The organism is Stenotrophomonas sp. IS26 (assembly GCF_054188265.1).
On record NZ_JBSZJV010000007.1, the window covers coordinates 40,712 to 59,378 of the forward strand.

Annotated in this window: 19 protein-coding genes and 1 tRNA gene; 16 read left to right on the forward strand and 4 right to left on the reverse strand. The window is 66.6% G+C overall.

Going from position 1 to position 18,667, the window contains the following annotated elements; translation table 11 throughout:
- Nucleotides 1–10 precede the first annotated feature (10 nt).
- The 4 genes from ACW6W5_RS08280 (at nucleotide 11) to ACW6W5_RS08295 (ending at nucleotide 4,776) form a co-directional block, all read left to right on the forward strand.
- Nucleotides 11–1,600, forward strand: a complete 1,590-nt coding sequence (locus tag ACW6W5_RS08280) for an ATPase domain-containing protein (RefSeq protein WP_264298037.1) — start codon at nucleotides 11–13, stop codon at nucleotides 1,598–1,600.
- The gene (locus ACW6W5_RS08285; protein ID WP_226956588.1) at nucleotides 1,590–3,644 is read left to right on the forward strand and encodes a hybrid sensor histidine kinase/response regulator; all 2,055 of its coding nucleotides are present in this window, start codon (nucleotides 1,590–1,592) and stop codon (nucleotides 3,642–3,644) included. Before ACW6W5_RS08280 ends, ACW6W5_RS08285 begins: the two co-directional genes overlap by 11 nt.
- Nucleotides 3,645–3,794: 150 nt before the next feature.
- A complete protein-coding gene (locus ACW6W5_RS08290) occupies nucleotides 3,795–4,256 on the forward strand; it encodes a BLUF domain-containing protein (RefSeq protein WP_152151484.1) in 462 nt (153 codons plus the stop codon).
- Nucleotides 4,257–4,527: 271 nt separating this feature from the next.
- Nucleotides 4,528–4,776 (forward strand): hypothetical protein, encoded by a 249-nt coding sequence (locus ACW6W5_RS08295; protein WP_152151486.1) that lies wholly within the window; start codon nucleotides 4,528–4,530, stop codon nucleotides 4,774–4,776.
- Between the two features lie 55 nt (nucleotides 4,777–4,831).
- Here ACW6W5_RS08295 and ACW6W5_RS08300 read toward each other — a convergent pair whose 3' ends face one another.
- A complete protein-coding gene (locus ACW6W5_RS08300; protein ID WP_226956594.1) occupies nucleotides 4,832–5,821 on the reverse strand; it encodes a 4Fe-4S dicluster domain-containing protein in 990 nt (329 codons plus the stop codon).
- Nucleotides 5,822–5,928: 107 nt separating this feature from the next.
- Complete coding sequence (locus tag ACW6W5_RS08305) at nucleotides 5,929–6,222, reverse strand: hypothetical protein (RefSeq protein WP_121041710.1); 294 nt, start codon at nucleotides 6,220–6,222, stop codon at nucleotides 5,929–5,931.
- Nucleotides 6,223–6,410: 188 nt separating this feature from the next.
- Between ACW6W5_RS08305 and ACW6W5_RS08310 the strand changes: the two genes are divergently transcribed.
- The 8 genes from ACW6W5_RS08310 to ACW6W5_RS08345 all read left to right on the forward strand — a co-directional run bounded on the left by ACW6W5_RS08310 (nucleotide 6,411) and on the right by ACW6W5_RS08345 (nucleotide 13,864).
- Entirely contained in the window at nucleotides 6,411–6,848 is a 438-nt protein-coding gene (locus tag ACW6W5_RS08310; protein WP_121041712.1) for a group III truncated hemoglobin, read from the forward strand.
- A gap of 44 nt (nucleotides 6,849–6,892) precedes the next feature.
- Nucleotides 6,893–8,302 carry an oxygen-independent coproporphyrinogen III oxidase gene (gene hemN / locus ACW6W5_RS08315; RefSeq protein ID WP_152151488.1) on the forward strand — a complete coding sequence of 470 codons (1,410 nt, stop codon included), beginning with the start codon at nucleotides 6,893–6,895 and terminating at the stop codon, nucleotides 8,300–8,302.
- 64 nt (nucleotides 8,303–8,366) lie between these two features.
- Nucleotides 8,367–8,453 (forward strand) — tRNA-Leu (locus ACW6W5_RS08320).
- A gap of 96 nt (nucleotides 8,454–8,549) precedes the next feature.
- Nucleotides 8,550–9,581: a TraB/GumN family protein gene (locus ACW6W5_RS08325; protein WP_193222753.1), complete on the forward strand. Its 1,032-nt coding sequence runs from the start codon at nucleotides 8,550–8,552 to the stop codon at nucleotides 9,579–9,581.
- 107 nt (nucleotides 9,582–9,688) lie between these two features.
- Entirely contained in the window at nucleotides 9,689–10,144 is a 456-nt protein-coding gene (locus ACW6W5_RS08330; RefSeq protein ID WP_152151492.1) for a BLUF domain-containing protein, read from the forward strand.
- A gap of 303 nt (nucleotides 10,145–10,447) precedes the next feature.
- Nucleotides 10,448–11,734 carry a nucleotide sugar dehydrogenase gene (locus ACW6W5_RS08335; protein ID WP_121041721.1) on the forward strand — a complete coding sequence of 429 codons (1,287 nt, stop codon included), beginning with the start codon at nucleotides 10,448–10,450 and terminating at the stop codon, nucleotides 11,732–11,734.
- Between the two features lie 31 nt (nucleotides 11,735–11,765).
- A complete protein-coding gene (locus ACW6W5_RS08340; RefSeq protein WP_121041723.1) occupies nucleotides 11,766–13,388 on the forward strand; it encodes an FMN-binding glutamate synthase family protein in 1,623 nt (540 codons plus the stop codon).
- The gene (locus ACW6W5_RS08345; RefSeq protein ID WP_121041725.1) at nucleotides 13,385–13,864 is read left to right on the forward strand and encodes a GNAT family N-acetyltransferase; all 480 of its coding nucleotides are present in this window, start codon (nucleotides 13,385–13,387) and stop codon (nucleotides 13,862–13,864) included. The genes ACW6W5_RS08340 and ACW6W5_RS08345 overlap by 4 nt, the downstream gene beginning before the upstream one ends.
- Nucleotides 13,865–13,971: 107 nt before the next feature.
- On the opposite strand, the gene ACW6W5_RS08350 is transcribed toward ACW6W5_RS08345, so the two are convergent.
- A complete protein-coding gene (locus tag ACW6W5_RS08350; RefSeq protein WP_152151494.1) occupies nucleotides 13,972–15,219 on the reverse strand; it encodes a TIGR03862 family flavoprotein in 1,248 nt (415 codons plus the stop codon).
- A 10-nt stretch (nucleotides 15,220–15,229) separates the two neighbouring features.
- Entirely contained in the window at nucleotides 15,230–15,670 is a 441-nt protein-coding gene (locus tag ACW6W5_RS08355) for an FKBP-type peptidyl-prolyl cis-trans isomerase (RefSeq protein WP_152151496.1), read from the reverse strand.
- Between the two features lie 67 nt (nucleotides 15,671–15,737).
- Here ACW6W5_RS08355 and ACW6W5_RS08360 point away from each other — a divergent pair, with 67 nt between their 5' ends.
- From ACW6W5_RS08360 to ACW6W5_RS08375, 4 genes are all read left to right on the forward strand, one after another.
- Nucleotides 15,738–16,103, forward strand: a complete 366-nt coding sequence (locus tag ACW6W5_RS08360; protein WP_121041731.1) for a DUF6164 family protein — start codon at nucleotides 15,738–15,740, stop codon at nucleotides 16,101–16,103.
- 49 nt (nucleotides 16,104–16,152) lie between these two features.
- The gene (locus ACW6W5_RS08365) at nucleotides 16,153–16,905 is read left to right on the forward strand and encodes a sulfurtransferase (protein ID WP_152151498.1); all 753 of its coding nucleotides are present in this window, start codon (nucleotides 16,153–16,155) and stop codon (nucleotides 16,903–16,905) included.
- A 138-nt stretch (nucleotides 16,906–17,043) separates the two neighbouring features.
- Nucleotides 17,044–18,036, forward strand: a complete 993-nt coding sequence (locus tag ACW6W5_RS08370) for an LLM class flavin-dependent oxidoreductase (RefSeq protein WP_121041735.1) — start codon at nucleotides 17,044–17,046, stop codon at nucleotides 18,034–18,036.
- Between the two features lie 97 nt (nucleotides 18,037–18,133).
- Nucleotides 18,134–18,643, forward strand: coding sequence for a pyridoxamine 5'-phosphate oxidase family protein (locus ACW6W5_RS08375; protein WP_121041737.1), 510 nt, complete (start codon nucleotides 18,134–18,136; stop codon nucleotides 18,641–18,643).
- Nucleotides 18,644–18,667: the final 24 nt, after the last annotated feature.

Here is an 18,667-nt window from a genome sequence, read left to right on the forward strand (position 1 = left end):
GCTTTGTGCGTTGTGGGCCTCCATTCAGTTTCGGAGGCCAGAGCCGACAGGGCCTACACAACACGCTTCGTATGCTGCGGCCGTCCACTTTGGCAGCCTTATGCAGACACAAAAAGCACGCGTAGCGACGGGTATCGAAGGCCTCGACAGCATCCTCGGCGGGGGCTTCCCGCAGGGGCGGCTGTACCTGCTGGAAGGACCGCCAGGCTCCGGCAAGACCACGCTGTCCCTGCAGTTTCTGCTGCATGGGCTGAGCAAGGGCGAGCGCTGTCTCTACATCACGCTCTCCGAGACGGCTGACGAGCTGCGCGAAGTTGCCAATGCTCACGGCTGGTCCCTGGATGGCCTGGACCTGTTTGAGCTGGCCTCGGCCGAGGAAGCGCTGGGCGACGGACGGATGCAGTCGGTACTGCACTCCTGGGAAGTCGAGCTGGACGAGACGGTCAAGCTGATCCTCGGCGAGGTGGAGCGCATCAAGCCGCATCGGGTGGTGTTCGATTCGCTGTCCGAGCTGCGATTGCTATCGCAGGATCCGCTGCGTTATCGCCGCCAGATCCTCTCGCTCAAGCAGTTCTTCGCGCCCAAGAGCGCGACCGTGGTGCTGGTCGATGACATGACGGCCTTCGGCGAGGAGCGCGATGGCCAGCTGCACAGCCTCTGCCATGGCGTGGTGTCGCTGGAACGCCTGACACTGGATTTCGGCCCGGCGCGCCGCCGGATGCATGTCCAGAAACTGCGCGGGGTGAACTTCACCGCCGGCTACCACGACATGACGATCCGTGAAGGGGGCCTGGAGGTCTTTCCGCGGTTGATCGCCTCGGACCACCACGCCACATTCAACGGCACGCCCATCAGCAGCGGGGTCGGCGAGATCGACAGTCTGCTCGGCGGCGGTCCGCTGCGGGGCACCAGCACGCTGTTGACCGGCCCGGCGGGCAGCGGCAAGACGAATGTGGCGCTGCAGTACGTCTGGGCGGCCTGCGAGCGCGGTGAGCACTGCTGCATTTTCGAATTCGATGAGCGCATCGGCACCTTGCTGGCCCGCGCCGAGTCGCTGGACATCGATCTGAGCAAACACCTGGCGTCGGGCCTGCTGGAAATCCTGCAGGTCGATCCGGCCGAGATCTCACCGGGCGAGTTCGCCTGGAACATGCAACGTGCAGTCGAGGAGCGCCAGTGCCGCCTGCTGGTGATCGACAGCCTCAACGGCTACGTCACCGCGATGCCCCAGGAAAAGCAGCTGATGCTTCAGCTGCACGAGATGCTGTCCTATCTCAACCAGAAGGGCGTGGCGACCATCCTGATCAATCCGCAACACGGGTTGGTCGGCACGATGTCGACCGGTAATCTCAACGTCTCCTACATCGCGGACTCGGTCGTGCTGTTCCGCTTCTTCGAATCGCAGGGGCGCATCCGCAAGGCGATCTCGGTGATCAAGAATCGGGGCGGTGCGCACGAGAATACGATCCGCGAGCTGAAGATCGACGGCAAGGGAATCTCGCTGAGCGCCCCGCTCAATGAGTTCAAGGGCATTCTGACCGGCACGCCGGAATTCGTGGGCAATACGGCGCATCTGCTCGGCCACACCCGTGCAGAGTGACTCCATTTCCGGTGTGGTGCATATCTTTGCGCCGTTCGGGCGCGATGCGCCGAGCATTGCCGGCGTACTCAATGCCGCCGGGCTGCGCACCGCGATCCACGAGAGCCTGCCACGGCTGGCCGCCGCGCTTGATGATGACGTGGGTGCGGTGGTCGTCACCGAAGAGGCGGTCGCCAAGGGCACCGCAGCGTTGCTGGAGCCCTTGGCCAAGCAACCGTCCTGGTCGGATATTCCCGTCATTCTGCTGCGGTCGCCGCACTCGCAGAAGCGCCCCTTGGCCGATCCTGGCCTGCAGTTGTCGATCAACATCATCGAGCTGGACCGGCCGCTGGGCAGCAGCTCGCTGCTCAGCTCCGTGCGCAGTGCGCTGCGTGCGCGCGACAAGCAGTTCCTGGTCCGTGATCAGATGCGGGCGCTGGCCGATGGCCGTGCCGCACTGGAGCGCAGCGAAGCAGAACTGCGCCTGGTGGCCGATGCGATGCCGGTGCTGATCGCCTTCATCGACCGTGACCTGTGTTACCGCTTCGCGAACAAAGCGTATGAGGCCTGGTTCGAGCGTCCTGTATCGGCCGTGATCGGCAAACGCGTGCCGGAGGTAGTCGGGCAGGAGGTCTGGCGCACCCGCCGCCCGTTGATCGAACGTGCGCTGGCGGGCGAGCACATCGTGTTCGAGGCCAACTGGCCGTTCAGTGACGGCCGCCGGCGCGACAGCGAGATCCGTTATTCGCCGCGCTGGGATGCAGACGGCGCGCCGGATGGGTTCCACGTCTTCGTCACCGATATCACGGCCTCCAAGCTGGCCCTGGAAACGAGTCAGCAACATGCCTCGGACCTGGAGGCGATGGTGGCCGAGCGCACGGCGGAGCTGGAGCGGCAGATGGCCGCGCGTGAGGCCAGCGAAGCGGCCCTGCGCCAGTCGCAGAAGATGGATGCCATCGGGCAATTGACCGGCGGCATCGCGCACGACTTCAACAACATGCTGACCGGCATCCTCTCCTCGCTGGACATCATGCGCATGCGCCTGGACATGGGGCGCATGGAAGGGATGGAGCGCTTCCTGGATGCGGCCACCGCCTCCAGCCAGCGCGCGGCGGCCTTGACCCAGCGTCTGCTGGCGTTTTCGCGACGTCAGTCGCTGGATTCGAAGACGGTGGAACTCAACGCGCTGGTTGGATCGGTCCAGCACCTGCTGCGCAGCACGCTGGGCGAGAAGATCCGCATCCAGATGGCGACCAGTGACGCGCCGCTGCGCGCCAACCTGGACAGCAACCAGTTCGAAAGCGCGCTGCTGAATCTGGCGATCAATGCACGTGACGCGATGCCTGAAGGGGGTGAACTGATCCTGCGGACCTCGCACGTTTTCGCCGCCGAGGGCGAAGTGCCGACCATTCCGGCAGGCGAGTACGCCGTGGTATCGGTCTCCGATTCCGGCACCGGCATGCCACCGGAGGTGGTCGAGCGGATCTTCGAGCCGTTCTTCACCACCAAGCCGATCGGCAAGGGCACGGGCTTGGGTATGTCGATGATCTACGGCTTCATGCAGCAGTCCGGCGGCCACATCACGGTCGATTCCACGCCAGGGCAGGGCACCACGGTCGCGTTGTTCATGCCGGTGGTGAACGACGCCGCCGAGGACGACGGTGCACCGAGCGCACAGCCAGTGTCGCTCGGCGCCGGGCAATCGATCCTGGTGGTGGAGGACGACGAGCAGGTGCGCATGCTGGTCACCGTGGTGCTGGAAGACCTCGGGTATACCGCTGAAGTCGTGGGTGATGCCGATGGCGCCATTCCGATCCTCGGCTCATCCAAGAAGATCGACCTGCTGATCACCGACGTCGGACTGCCCGGCCTCAACGGACGCCAACTGGCCGAAATCGCGAGGCAATCGCGGCCCTCGTTGCCGGTGCTGTTCATGACCGGCTACGCAGAGAAAGCACAGGAGCGCTCGGCATTCCTCGATAACGGCATGGCGATGATCGCCAAGCCATTCCTGCTCGATGCGTTCAGTGAAGCGGTACGAAGCTCGATGGCGGGACATCGGTAATCCAGCGGCGCCAGGCGGGTGCCCTGACCGGCGACCGCGTGCAGGACGGGAGGCGTTCGTTTCAGGTATGTTCTGAATGCTTCAGGCAACGGCTTTATTTAGATACCTGAAAGTGCCAGCATAGTGCTTTGAAATCGTCGGAGTTTACCCATGCCCCTTTGCGCGATCGCGTATGTCAGCGACGTTGCAGGCCCGCTGTCTGCGGAGCATCTCGATGCACTTGTCGAGGATGCCATCCGCTTCAACAGCCTGGCCGGGGTCACCGGTGTGCTTCTCTGCGATGGCAATCGTTTCCTGCAGTACTTCGAAGGCCCGGATGACGGGGTGTCGGCAGTACACGAGCGCGTACTGCAGGCCCGCAGCCATCGGAACATCCGCAAACTCGGTCACGCCCGCGTGCCTGCGCGCTACTTTCCTTACTGGAGCATGCGCTGGCTGGGCGTGGAGCCGACCTTGGTCGAGACTTTGTCTGCCGGGGAGTGGGAGGCGTTTGCCGATCGCGCCGCGGGCGGACCGCCGGCAGACAGTGCCATGGAGCGTCTGATGCAGTTCGTCGCGCCGCACCTGCCCGAGCGCGCGAGTCTGCAGGAGAGCCGCTCGGCGGCTGAGTGAGATTGCCCGCCCCTGTGCAGCTTCCCGGGGAGTGGCGGCCAGGCGCGGATTATCGGGCGCGCCGCCCTGACATATTGCTGTCAGTATCCGGCCTGCATGATGCAGGCACGGGTTCGGACGTTGTATGAACGGTTCATCGGGGGCGTGGCTTTTATCCTTCGGGTAATTGACTTAATGCGATGACCGTGCAAATTTTAGGTGAACCCGAAGTGAATCCGCCCCCTGAGGGGGTTTTGTCGTCCCTGAAGCAAGCAAGTCCCACGGAGGTCGTATGGAATACGGCGAACATGACTTGGCTGACGGAGTGCGAACCGAGCTGGAAGCCGCCTACGTGAAACATGGCTGCGGCCCGGAATTCTGGTCCACCTACCAGCGCGTGCTCGAGCGCCTGGTCCCACCCGCGCAGGGCACCGCGCGAACCCGTGTCACCAATGAGCTGGCGTTGATCATTGAGCAGTTGGGGATCGTGCGGCGCGCCCAGTTGGTGCCGCCGCGCAGCGTACGCCCACGCGCGCGCTGAAACCGGGTCGGGGGACCGGGGAAACGATACGGGGACAACCGCCAACGCGGCGCCACTACAGGTGATGAAGACCGATGGCCAGCAGCGCCAACAGCGTGCCGGCCGCGGCGAGCGTGCGCGGGCGGACCCAGCGTGACGGGCGGTGCTGCATGGCCGATGGACGCGCATAACGAAGCAATCCCGGTGGGAACTGCCAGGCACGCATGCGCGCATCGCAGGCATCCTGGCAGTCGCCACAACTGATGCAATCAGCGTTCGGCCCGGCGCGTACGTCCAGCGCCATCGGGCAGACGCTGACGCAGTCCCCGCAGTCCAGACAATCGCCGAGTCGATCGGCGCTGAAGTGCGGCATCGGGCCGGCGATATCCTCGTGCGCGGCGCGGAACGCATAGTCGCTGGCGCTGGTGGGATCAAGCAGTCCGCGGCCCCGCGCCTGGACACCGCCCAGCCCAGCCACGCGTGGGCCGCGCGGTTCGCCGCGGCGTGCGTGGTACTGCATGCGCGGCGTGTCGTTGTCGCAGAACATGCCGTGGATGCGCGCATACGGACACAGCTCGCGGCAGACGTGTTCGCGCAGGAAGCCGGCATTGCCCCAGGTGGCTGCGGCATAGAAGACGATCCAGAACGTTTCCCAGCCACTCCAGACCGGTGGCCACGGCGTACCGACCAGGCCGTGGATCGGGCTGAAAAAGCCCACGAAGGTGATGCCCGTCCACGCGGCTACCAACAGCCATAGCAGATGCTTGACCGCACGCGCTGCGCCTGTGGCCGGCAGCCAGCGCGCGGTGCCTTGATCCATCCACCGGAACAAACGGCTCCACACGGTCTGCGGACAGCCGTAGCCGCACCACACCCGGCCGGCCAGGTTGGTGAGCAGTACCAGTGCGGTGGCCAGCACGGCGGCCAGGCCCAGCAGGATGCCGACGTCGTGCGGCCAGAGGGTCCAGCCGAACAGATCGAAGCGGCGCGCGGTGAGGTCGAACAACAGCGCCTGGCGACCCTCCCAGCGCAGCCACGGCAGGAGATAGAAGCCGGCCAGCAGCATCGCCGGGAGCAGTGGCCGCCAGCGCAGCGGCGCGCGCCGGCCCGGGGCGGGCGGCGGGGGCGAGGGCGAGGGATCAACCAGATGCAGGGTGAGGCGGTCTGTCATGGTCACCCCAGTGGCAGGTCGTCATCGTCGCTGGGCATCGGCCGCAGCAGGTACCAGGTGATCGCGCTGGCGGCGGCGGTGACCGCCCAGAACATGAAGAACCCCAGCGTGTAGCCCAGCTCGCGGCTGATCTCGTGTTGCGGGAAACTGATGTCGCGCAGGCGCAGCGGGTCGACAAAGGCGAAGAACACCACGCTGGCCAGGCCAGCCGCGACGAAGCTGGGCCACAGGATGGCGCCCCATTGCTGGATCAGCCGTCGGCGGCTGCCGTCGGGCGGGTCGTGCAGGTCGTTCATTGCGGCCACGGTCAGGAGGAGGGGGCAGGGCACGGCTATACTTCGCGCCGACCGGGGGCCGGGATCGCGAGTGCGCGCTTCCTGTCGAGCTCCCAGACTAGAAGGCTTCGCCGCCGGCTTCATTGATCCTGATCAAGGCAGCGGCAGGCCCTGCCGCCGATGCTGGGCGTTGCTGCCCGAGGGTGTTCATGTCCGATCCCACCGACAACGCGCTGCCCAATCCCGCGCTGGACCTGTGCAGCGAAGAGGAGGTCACCGGCCTGGTGCATGACTTCTACGCGCGCGTGCGCGAGGAGCCGCGCCTGGGCCCGGTGTTCACGGCGCGGATCCACGACTGGGATGCGCATCTGGCGCAGCTGGTCGATTTCTGGTCGGCGATGCTGCGCGGCACGCGGCGCTTCAAAGGGGCGCCGATGCCCAAGCACATGGCCATGGATGAGCTGGATCGCGATCTGTTCGACCGCTGGCTGGCCCTGTTCCGGCAGACCACCGCCGAATGTGGCAATCCACCGATGCAGCGGCTGGCCGATGATGTCGCCGAGCGGATCGCCGATACCTTCTGGCGTCGCTTCCAGATGCTGCGCTGGCCGAGCCTGCCGATGGCGGGCCGCCCGGGCGTGAATTGATCTGACGCAATGCGTGCGCACCCGTGCATGCGCAAGCTGGCGGCATGGATACCTTCTCGCCTGCCGCCGCCGGGCTCGCCTGGCACTTCGATCCCGAGCTGCTGCGTCGCCACGACCGGCCGGGCCCGCGCTACACCTCCTATCCCACCGCCCCGCATTTCCATGACGGCTACGGTGAGCTGGCCCTGCGCGAGGCCATCGTGAACAGCAACCGCCGGGGCCGCGCGCTGTCGCTGTACGTGCATGTGCCGTACTGCAGCAGCCCGTGCTTCTACTGCGGCTGCAACCGGGTCATCACCCGCGATCACAGCAAAGGCGTCAGCTACGTGGCCCGCGTGCTGAGCGAGGCGGACCTGATGGCGCCGCAGTTCGATCCGGCGCGCGAAGTGATCCAACTGCACCTCGGCGGTGGCACGCCCAACTTCCTGGCGCCGGCACAGATGCGCGAGTTGATCGATGGGCTGCGCCAGCGGTTCAACTTCAGCACGGCGGCCGCGCGCGACTTCTCCATCGAGCTCGACCCGCGCTTTGTCACACGCGCCGATATCGCGGTGCTCGCCGAGCTGGGCTTCAACCGCGCCAGCCTCGGCGTGCAGGATTTCGATCCGGACGTGCAGAAGGCCATCAACCGCGAGCAGGGCGTGGAGGACACGCTGGATATCCTGCGTGCCTGCCGCGAGCATGGGTTGCGCTCGGTCAATGTGGATCTGATCTACGGCCTGCCGAAGCAGACACTCGCCGGTTTCGCGCAGACGCTGGAAACCGTGCTGCGCGAGCGACCGGATCGCCTGGCGGTGTATGGGTACGCGCACCTGCCGCACCTGTTCCGTGCGCAGCGCCAGATCGCCGATGCGGATCTGCCCAGCCCCGAGCAGAAGCTGGCCTTGCTGGGCCTGGCGGTGCAGCGCCTCTCGGAGGCGGGCTATCAGTACATCGGCATGGATCATTTCGCGTTGCCGGAGGAAGACCTGTCGCGGGCACAACGGGCGGGGCAACTGCACCGCAACTTCATGGGCTATACCACGCACGCCGATACCGATCTGGTGGGCCTGGGGGCCAGCGCGATCAGCCACATCGGCGAGACCTACAGCCAGAACCCGCGTGAACTGCCAGCCTGGGAAGCGGCGGTCGATGCAGGGCGGTTGCCGGTCTGGCGCGGCCTGACCCTGGACCAGGACGATGTGCTGCGCGCGGAAGTGATCGGCCAGTTGATGTGCCAGGGAGAAGTGGACGGGGCTGCCGTGGCGGCACGGCACGGCGTGGACTTCGAGACGTATTTCGCCGAGGGATTGCGCGCGCTGGCGGCACTGCAGGCGGACGGCCTGGCCGATTACGCGCAGGGCGTGGTGCGCGCGAGCGAGCGCGGGCGCCCACTGCTGCGGCTGCTGGCGATGTGTTTCGACCGCTATCTGATGCAGGCGGACCAGCCCGTGCGGTATTCCCGCGCGATCTGAGCGGGCCCGCAGCGGCGCGTGCATTCCAAAACCGGGCGCGATCAGGCACCCTATGCGCGCCGTTGCCCGGGTGGCGAAACTGGTAGACGCATCGGACTTAAAATCCGCCGGGGGCAACCCCATGCCGGTTCGATTCCGGCCCCGGGCACCAACGGTCAGTTTCACGCGTTGCCCGCGCAACGCAAACTTTACGCAGCCGGCCGCGTGCCGCCGTACGCTGCGCAGCAACTCACCTCGGACACGCCACATGGCAATCGCAGTACGTGCAGGGAAAGCACTGGTGTGGAGCGTTGCGCTGCTGTTGGGCGGCGTGGCCCATGCGCAGGCCCAGACGCAGGTGCCGGCGCAGGCCGCAGGCGAGGTGATCGATCTGGCCCCGGTGGTGGTCTCGGGTGAGCAGCCCGGGCCAGGCATGTGGCAGGTCCGCAACGGCCAGGGCCACACACTGTGGATTCTCGGGACGGTTTCGCCGCTGCCGGCCAAGCTGGAGTGGCGCGCCGACGAGGTGCAGGCGGTGATCGCCAGTGCGCAGGAAGTGCTCGGCTCGCCGGGCTGGGCATTGGATGCCGACGTGGGCTTCTTCCGCGGCCTGACCTTGCTGCCCTCGGCGATGAAGGCTGCCCGTGATCCCGACGGACGCACCTTGCGCGAGGTGTTGCCGCCCGATCTCTACGCGCGCTGGGAAGTGCTCAAACAGCGGCACATCGGCCGCGACAAAGGCATCGAGAAAGACCGGCCGCTGGTGGCTGCGACGCAGTTGTATGCTGCCGCACTGAAGGATGTCGGCCTCGGCCGTTCCTCACCGGTGTCCAGGATCGTGCAGAAGGCCAGCAAGGCGCACGGTCTCACGCCGGTCTCGACCCAGGTCGCGATCAAGATCGTCGACCCGCGGCAGGCGTTGAAGGAAGTGCGCGGCACTGCCTTGCAGGATGTCGAGTGCTTCCGCCGCACCCTGGATGTGGTCGAACACGGCTTGCCGCTGCTGGCCGAGCGCGCCAATGCCTGGTCGGTTGGTGATATCGAGGCGCTGGAGCGGCTGGCGGTGAAAGGGCAGTACCTGGCCTGCGTGGATGCCGTGGCCAACAGCGATTTTGGGCGGCGGCGTGGCTTGACCGATGTCGATGCGCAGGCGCACCGCAAATGGATGACCATGGCCGGCGAGGCGTTGGCGCGCAATGCGGTCACCTTCGCGACTGTCCCGGTCACCTCGCTGCTGACGCCCGGAGGCTACGCCGATCAGCTGCGTGCCCGGGGCTATGAGGTACAGGCGCCGGAATGAGGTGTGAGTCACCGGCGCTTCGTAACGCGACAGCGCGCACATTCGATGTCTACCCAGTGCGAAAACTTCATGGCATAGTCAGCTTCAGTTCATTCCGGAAATCCTTCATGCCGCTGCATGCGGTCGCTTATATCAGCGACGCTATCGATGGAATCGAAACGTCTGATATCGATCAGATCCTGCGCGCAGCGATGGGGTTCAACAAAGTGGCAGGCGTGACCGGCGTGCTGATGTTCGACGGCCGGTGTTTCCTGCAGTACTTCGAGGGCCCGGAGGACGGTGTCGATTCGGTGTTCCAGCGCGTGTTCAACGCGCGCATCCATACGAATCTGCGCGAACTCGCGCGCGGATCAGTGGAGACCCGCCATTTCCCCCAATGGACGATGGCGTCGGCAGCGGTCGAACCGGATGCGCTTGCGCGTATCGTCGAGGCGCCCTGGCAGGGGTTCCAACAGCGGTGTTCCGAGCAAGGCGACATGCCCGCCGGGTTTGGTCGTCTGCTGGAGGCATGGACAGGTGTTTCCGGCGAGTTGGAACCGGCGGCAGTGACATTGGGTTCGTAACGCAAAACAACGCTGGCCGTAACACAATGATCACGGTTGCACGCCTATCCTCTTTCTACCAGCTGTGACCAGTCTTGCGGGGTTTACCCTTGGAGGCTGTCTGAAAGGGTAGTAACCGCAGCTGGACCATTATTCCTTTGGCCGTCGTCCGTACTCTCCGCGGGCGGCGGCTTTGTTCTTTGTGGGGCAGGGTCGGGCGCGTTAGTCTTGCACCACCTGTCTCCCGGCTCCGTATCGCATGACGTATTCCCTGATGATGCCCCGCCTGATGGCTGGCCCGGTTCCGCGGTGCGGAGCCGCTCGATGACGCACGCCATTTCCGCCGCGGTGTCCGCGCGCATCGGGGTCATCGGCCTCGGCTACGTTGGGCTGCCGTTGACGGTGACCTTCGGCCGGCAGCAGGCCACGGTGGGCTACGACATCGATAACGCGCGGGTGGCCGAACTGCAGCGCGGCGTGGATCACACCCTGGAGCTGGAAGCCGACGAGCTCGCTGCCGCGGTGCATGCCCGCTACACCGCCGATCCTTCGCAGCTGGCCGGGTGCAATGTCTACATCGTGACCGTGCCCACCCCGATCGATGCGCACGAGCAGCCCGATCTGGGGCCGCTGCGCAGTGCCAGCACCCTGATCGCCGGTCTGCTCACGCCGGGCGACATCGTGATCTACGAATCCACCGTCTACCCGGGCACGACAGAAGAAGTCTGCGTGCCGCTGCTGGAGGCGGGATCCGGGCTGCGCTTCAACGTCGATTTCTATTGCGGCTACAGCCCGGAACGGATCAATCCGGGCGACCGCGAACGACGGTTGCCGGACATCCGCAAGATCACCTCCGGCTCGACGCCGGAAGTCGCCGCCGTGGTCGATGCCTTGTACAAGGGCATCATCACGGCCGGCACCTGGCCGGCGCCCTCGATCCGCGTGGCCGAAGCGGCCAAGGTGATCGAGAACATCCAGCGCGACGTCAACATCGCGCTGGTCAACGAACTGGCGTTGATCTTCGATCGGCTCGGCATCGATACCCAGGACGTGCTGGATGCGGCCGGCAGCAAGTGGAACTTCCTCCCGTTCCGCCCCGGCCTGGTCGGCGGCCACTGCATCGGCGTGGACCCGTACTACCTGCTGCACAAGTCCGAGAGCATGGGGTATCACCCGGACCTGATCCACACCGCGCGCCAGGTCAACAACCGGGTCGGCGAGCATGTCGCACAACGCGTGCTGGCACTGCTGGCATCGCGCAGCATCGATGTCGCGCAGGCACGCGTGCTGGTGCTGGGGGTGACCTTCAAGGAGAACTGCCCGGACCTGCGCAACAGCCGCGCGTTGGAACTGGCGCAGCGCCTGCAGGCCTGTGGCGCCCGGGTGGACGTGCAGGACCCGTGGGTCGGGCCGGCCGCACTGGCCGATGCGGGCGTGCGCTGGGTCGACGCCCCGGATGCGGCCGGCTATGACGCCGTCGTGCTGGCGGTGGCGCATGATCGTTTCCGTGCCTTCGACGCCGCGCAGGTGCGCGCGCTGCTCACGCCGGGCGGTGTGGTGTACGACGTCAAATCCGTGTGGCCCCGGGAAGTGGTGGACGACCGCCTGTAGACTCGGGGGCAGCTATTGATTGAGGAAAGCCATGCATCGCTATCTCGCGTATCTGCTCGCCATCCTGTTGTTCCCGGTCTGCGTGTGGTTGGCCACGATCTGGCCCGCCTGGTACTGGGGCGTCGGCGTGACGGCGTTGCTGGTGCTGCTGGGCACCTGGGATCTGCTGCAGAAGCGCAGCACGCTGCGGCGCAACTATCCGGTGATGGCCCACTTCCGCTACGGGCTGGAATCGATCGGGCCGGAGATCCGCCAGTACTTCGTGCAGAGCGATCTGGAGGATGTGCCGTTCTCGCGCCAGCAGCGCGCGCTGATCTACCAGCGCTCCAAGAATGAAATGGACGTGGTGCCGTTCGGCACGCTGCGCAGCACCTATGCGGTGGACTACGAGTGGATCAACCATTCGCTGGCGCCGACCGAGATCGGCCACCACGATTTCCGCATCCAGATCGGCCCGAACTGCGCCAAGCCGTATTCGGCCAGTGTGTTCAACATCTCCGCGATGAGCTTCGGCTCGTTGTCGGCGAACGCGATCCGCGCCCTCAACGAAGGCGCGCGCCGTGGCAGCTTCTATCACGACACCGGCGAAGGCTCGATTTCGCCGTATCACCGCGAAATGGGCGGCGACCTGGTCTGGGAAATCGGCTCGGGTTACTTCGGGTGCCGTGACGATGCCGGTGGTTTCAGCGAAGAGAAGTTCGTCGCCAATGCCACCCATGATCAGGTCAAGATGATCGAGATCAAGCTCTCGCAGGGCGCCAAGCCCGGCCATGGCGGCGTGCTGCCGGCGGCGAAAGTGAGCGAAGAGATTTCGATCACCCGCGGCGTGCCGATGGGCGTGGATTGCGTATCGCCGTCCAAGCACAGCGCGTTCAATACGCCGGTGGAACTGCTGCAGTTCGTTGCGCGGCTGCGGGAGTTGTCCGGCGGCAAGCCGGTCGGGTTCAAGCTGGCCATCGGTCACCCCTGGGAGTGGTTCGGTATCGCCAAGGCGATGCAGGAAACCGGGCTGCTGCCGGATTTCATCGTGGTCGATGGCGCCGAGGGCGGTACCGGTGCGGCGCCGGCCGAGTTCATCGATCACGTGGGGGTGCCGATGCACGAAGCGCTGTTGCTGGTGCACAACACGCTGGTCGGGCTGGACCTGCGCGATCGCATCCGTGTGGGTGCGGCCGGCAAGGTCACCAGTGCCTTCGAGATCGCACGCACCATCGCGTTGGGCGCGGACTGGTGCAATGCCGGGCGTGGCTTCATGTTCGCGCTGGGCTGCATTCAGTCGCTGAGCTGCCACAGCGATAAATGCCCGACCGGCATCGCCACGCAGAACCCGCATCGCTGGCGTCACCTGGACGCGGCCGACAAGGCCACGCGCGTGCACAACTACCATGAGAACACCCTGCGCGCGCTGCGCGACCTGCTGTGCGCGGCCGGCTTGAACGATCCTTCCGAGCTGGGCCCGGAGCACATCCTGCGCCGCGTCTCGCCGGTGGAAATCCGCTCACTGGCCTCGCTGTACCGCTATCTGGCCCCGGGCGAGCTGCTGCGCAAAGTGCCCGACCATGCGGTCTTCCACGATTACTGGGCCGATGCGCGCAGCGATTCGTTCCAGCCGCCGGCGCGCATCCAGGCGCTGCGGACGAGCAAATCGCGATGACCGATGCGCGCGACGTGCGTTTGCGCGTTGGCCGTGCCGAGGAGGCGGACAGACTGTGGCTGCTGCGCACGCGCTGCGTACGTGAACTGTGCAGCGCGGCCTATCCGCCGGAGGTGATCGGGCCGTGGTCGGCCTCACCGCCGCCGGAACACTACCGCGCGCTGCTCGCCGCCGGCGGCGGCGTGATTGCCGAAGATGCCGATGGCGCACTGTTGGGCTACGGCGTGATCGATCTGGCCGGCAACGAGATCGATGCATTGTTCGTCGATCCCGACTGTGGCGGCCGTGGCATCGGCCTGACCTTGATGCAGGCCATGCAGGCGCTTGCGGATCCGGCGCGGCCGTTGGTGCTCTCGGCCTCGCTCAATGCGGTCCCGTTCTATCGTCGCTGTGGTTTTGAAGTGCTGCGCGAGGAGGACTACCCGCACCCCAGCGGCGTGTCGCTCGCCTCGGTGCGGATGCAGCGCGGGCGCTGATGCCGGCCAGCGGCCGGCACTACCGATTGCATGTCCTGACAGGCGGTCCGGCACGCCACGGTGCGCACTACCTCGGTAGTGCCGGCCGCTGGCCGGCACCTCTCGATTCACGCCTGCGCCAACCACGCCACCACGCCACGCCCGGCGCGCAGCCCGCTGGCAAAGCAGGCGGTCAGCAGATAGCCGCCGGTCGGCGCTTCCCAGTCCAGCATCTCGCCGGCACAGAAGGTGCCCGGGCGCCCGCGCAGCATCAGCTGCGTATCCAGCGCTTCCAGGCGCACGCCGCCGGCGGTGCTGATCACTTCATCGATCGGGCGCGGGTGCTGCAGGGCCAGCGGCAGGCGCTTGAGCGCATGCGCGATCTGGTCCAGCGGCAATTGCCCGGCCTCGCGACCCAGTACCTCGAACAGCAGCGCGGATTTGACCCCGCCCAGGCCCAGCTGGCGGCGCAGGACCTCGCCGAAACTTCGGCCCTGGCGTGGCTTGCCCAGTTTCTCCGCTACCTGCGCTTCGGTCTGGCCCGGCAGCAGGTCCAGCTGCAGGGTCACCTGGCCGTCGCGGGCCAGGCCGTCGCGCAGATCGGCCGACAGCGCGTAGATCAGGCTGCCTTCGATGCCGGTCGCGGTGATCACGCATTCGCCCTGCAGCGAGCGCGCTTCACCCTGCAGGTCGGTCCAGTGCGCCACCACCGGCTTGAGCGGGGCACCCGCCTGGCGCTCGCTGAAGTAGGGCGTCCAGCCGATGTCGAAGCCACAGTTGGCCGGCTTCAGCGGGGCGATGTCGATGCCGCTGGCGGTCATCGGCGCCACCCACGCACCATCCGAGCCGAGCTCCGGCCAACTGCCACCGCCGAGCGCGAACACCACCGCATCGGCCGTGATCGTGGTCGTGCCCTCGGGGGTCTCAAAGCGCAGTGCGCCCGCGTCATCCCAGCCAGTCCAGCGGTGCTGCACGTGGAAGCGCACCCCCTGTTCCTTCAGCCGGCGCACCCAGCCGCGCAACAGCGGGGCGGCCTTGCGGTCGACCGGGAACACACGTCCCGAACTACCCACATAGGTGTCCACGCCGAACGCCAGCGCCCAGGCACGCAGCGCCTCGCCATCGAAATCGGCCAACCAGCCGCCCACTGCCTCCGCGCGCTCGCGGTAGCGCGAGACGAACACCTCACGCGCATCGGAGTGGGTCAGGTTGAGGCCGCCTTTGCCGGCGATCAGGAACTTGCGCCCGGGCGATCCCTTGGCTTCGTACAGATCGACCGTGTGGCCGGCAGCGCGCACGGTTTCCGCCGCCATCAGGCCGGCGGGGCCGCCGCCGATGATCGCGACCCGGCGTGGGGTGTTCACGGCAATGCTCATGCAGGCAGGATCAACGCGGCTTGACGTCGAGCAGTTCAACATCGAACACCAGCGAGGCGTTCGGCGCGATCGGGCCGGCACCCCGTGCGCCGTAGCCATACTCGGCCGGAATCATCAGGGTGCGCTTGCCGCCGACCTTCATGCCGGCAAAGCCCTCGTCCCAACCCTTGATGACCTGGCCCTGGCCGAGGTTGAAGGTGAAGGGCTCGCCGCGGTCGACCGAGCTGTCGAACTTGTCGCCATGCTTGTCGGCGGTGCGCTCGTCGTAGATCCACCCGGTGTAATGCACGGTGACCTTGCTGCCGGGCGTAGCCTCGGCGCCGGTGCCCGGCTGGGTATCGATCTTCTCGAACTGCGCGATGCTGCCACCGGGCGGCGGGCCGGGCGGGGTGCAGGCAGCCAGCAGCGACAACATCAGGGGGGCGAGCAGGTAACGCGGCAGACGGCGCATGGGCGGGCTCCGGATCCAAAAAACGGGGACGCAAGGGTAGCGCATCGCCGGGCGCTATCATGGGCGCATGTCGAAACTGCTGCTCAACCTGCGCAATGTCGCGGACGATGAAATCCAGGATGTCACCGCCCTGCTGGACAAGGCGGGCATCGCCCACTACCGCACCGAGCCCAGCCCCTGGGGAATCTCCTTTGGCGGGATCTGGGTCCGCGATGACGCCGATCACCCCCGGGCCAAGGCGCTGATGGCCGAGTACCAGCAGGCACGCGGCGAGCGCGTCCGCGGTGAGCGTGAGGCCGCGCTGCGCGAAGGCACGGCCGAAACCTTCGGCAGCCTGATCCGGCGGCGCCCGGTGTTCGTGGTGGCGGTGCTGCTCGGCATGGCCGTCGCGACCGCGCTGGTGCTGCTGCCGTTCGTGCTGCTGCGCGGCTGATTCCCGGGCGGGTCAGGCGTAGCGCCTGCCCAGCGGCTAAAATGGCGGGATGATCGCCAATACCGCCGCCTACCACTTCACCCCCGTCGCCGAGCCGGACGCGCTGTGCGCGACCCTGCTGGAACGGGCGACCGCCGCGCAGCTGCGCGGCACGATCCTGGTGGCGGGCGAGGGCATCAACCTGTTCCTGGCCGGCGCCGAGCCGCAGATCGACGGCTTCTACGCCGCCCTGCGCGCCGATGCGCGGTTTGCCGGGCTGCGGGTGAAGACCAGCTACAGCCAGATGCAGCCGTTCGCCAGGCTCAAGGCCAAGGTCAAGCCGGAGATCATCAGTTTCCGCATCGACGACGGCCAGCCGCTGGCCTACCCGCGCGCGCCCTCGATCGATCCGGCCACGGTGCAGCGCTGGCTGCGCCAGGGGCACGACGACGCCGGCAAGCCGGTGGTGATGCTGGACACCCGCAATACCCAGGAAATCGAGTACGGCACCTTTCAGCACGCACTGGTGCTGCCGATCACCAAGTTCACCGATCTGCCCGAGGCCCTGGCCCCGCACCGCGAAGCGCTCAAGGACAGCACCGTGGTCAGCTTCTGCACCGGCGGCATCCGCTGCGAGAAGGCGGCGCTGTGGATGCGCAACGATGGCATGGACAACGTCCTGCAGCTGGACGGCGGCATCCTGGGCTATTTCGAGGCCGTAGGCGGTGAGGGGTATGACGGCCGCTGCTTCGTCTTCGACGAGCGCGTGGCGCTGGATGCGGCCCTGCAGCCGCTGGTCGATCAGGACGCCGGCGCCGCCTGAGCCGTCTTCACGGCCCTGATTGTCCTGAATGGTCGCGAGACGGAAATCAGCGTCTTGCCACCTGTGCCTTGTGGGCGGTGGCAAACCGGCCGGACAGCCCCATCTCAGTGGGATATCTCCTGGTTGGAACGAGCATTCATGATGCAGCTGTCGATTCTTGATCTGGCGCCGGTCTGCGAAGGCAGCGACACCACGCAGGCCTTCGCCAACATGCTGGACCTGGCCCAGCACGCCGAAGGGTGGGGCTTCCACCGCTATTGGCTGGCCGAGCACCACAACATGCCCGGCATCGCCAGCGCCGCCACCGCGGTGCTGATCGGTCATGTGGCCGGGGGCACGAAGCGCATCCGCGTCGGTGCCGGCGGCATCATGCTGCCCAATCACTCGCCGCTGCAGGTGGCCGAGCAGTTCGGCACGCTGGCCTCGCTGTACCCGGACCGCATCGACCTCGGCCTGGGCCGCGCGCCCGGCACCGACCAGCCGACCGCCCGCGCACTGCGCCGTTACTTCGACAGCGCCGACCAGTTCCCGCAGGACGTGCGTGAGCTGCTGCATTACTTCGAGCCGGCCCAGAAGGGCCAGGCCGTGCGCGCCGTGCCCGGTGCGGGCATCCCGGTGCCGGTGTGGCTGCTGGGCTCCAGTCTGTTCAGTGCGCGGCTGTCGGCGGCGATGGGCCTGCCGTTCGCGTTCGCCTCCCACTTTGCGCCGGACGCGATGGATGAAGCGCTGGCGGTCTACCGCCGCGAATTCCGTGCCTCGCAGTATCTGCAGGCGCCATACGCGGTGCTGGGCTTGAACGTGGTCGCCAGCGATTCCGAAGCCGAGGCCAAGCGCTTGTTCACCACCCAGCAGCAGAGCTTCGTCAATCTTCGCCGTGGCCTGCCCGGCCTGATCCCGCCGCCGATCGACGACATCGAAGCGTTCTGGCAGCCGCACGAAAAAGCCGGGGTGCAGAGCGCGTTGGCCTGTGCGGTGGTCGGTGACGTGCAGCAGGTGCAGGAAGGCCTCGCCGCGTTCGTGGCGCGACACAAGCCGGATGAAGTGCTGGTCACCGCCAATATCTACGACCACGCCGCGCGCAAGCGCTCGTTCGGGCTGGCGATGCAGGCATGGCGCGCACTGCAGATCTGAGGCTGGCGCGGCGTGCGAAGAAGGCGTGACCGCGCGGTTCACGTCGTCGTAGCTGCCGATCGGCTGTGATGGTGGCTCCCCTTACAGGAGCCACCCCATGGCCGAGCACGATCGTCAGCAACACATCAAACAACTGGCCGAGCTGATCCGCGGTGTGGACATCGCGATGTTCACCACGGTCGGTGCGGACGGACGCTTGTTCAGTCGTCCGCTGGGCACGCAGGAAGTCGAATTCGATGGCGACCTGTGGTTCGCCACCGGGGCCGACAGCCCGAAGATCGCGGAAATCACCGCCAACCCGCGCGTCAACGTGGCCTACGCGTCGCCGTCGGGCAATACCTATGTCTCGGTCTCGGGTACCGCGCGGGTGGTCAATGACCGCGCCAAGATCGACGAACTCTGGTCGCCGGCAATGAAGATCTTCTTCCCCGGCGGCAAGGACGACCCGAACCTGCGCCTGATCCATGTCAGCGCCGAATCGGCCGAGTACTGGGATGGCCCGGGCGGCCTGCTGGGCAAGGCGCTGTATTTCGTGCTGTCGGCGGTGACCGATGATCCGGGCGCGATGTCCGACACCGGCACGGTGGATCTCAAGCCCGGCGCGTAACCGGGTTCACAGGGCCGGCCTTGC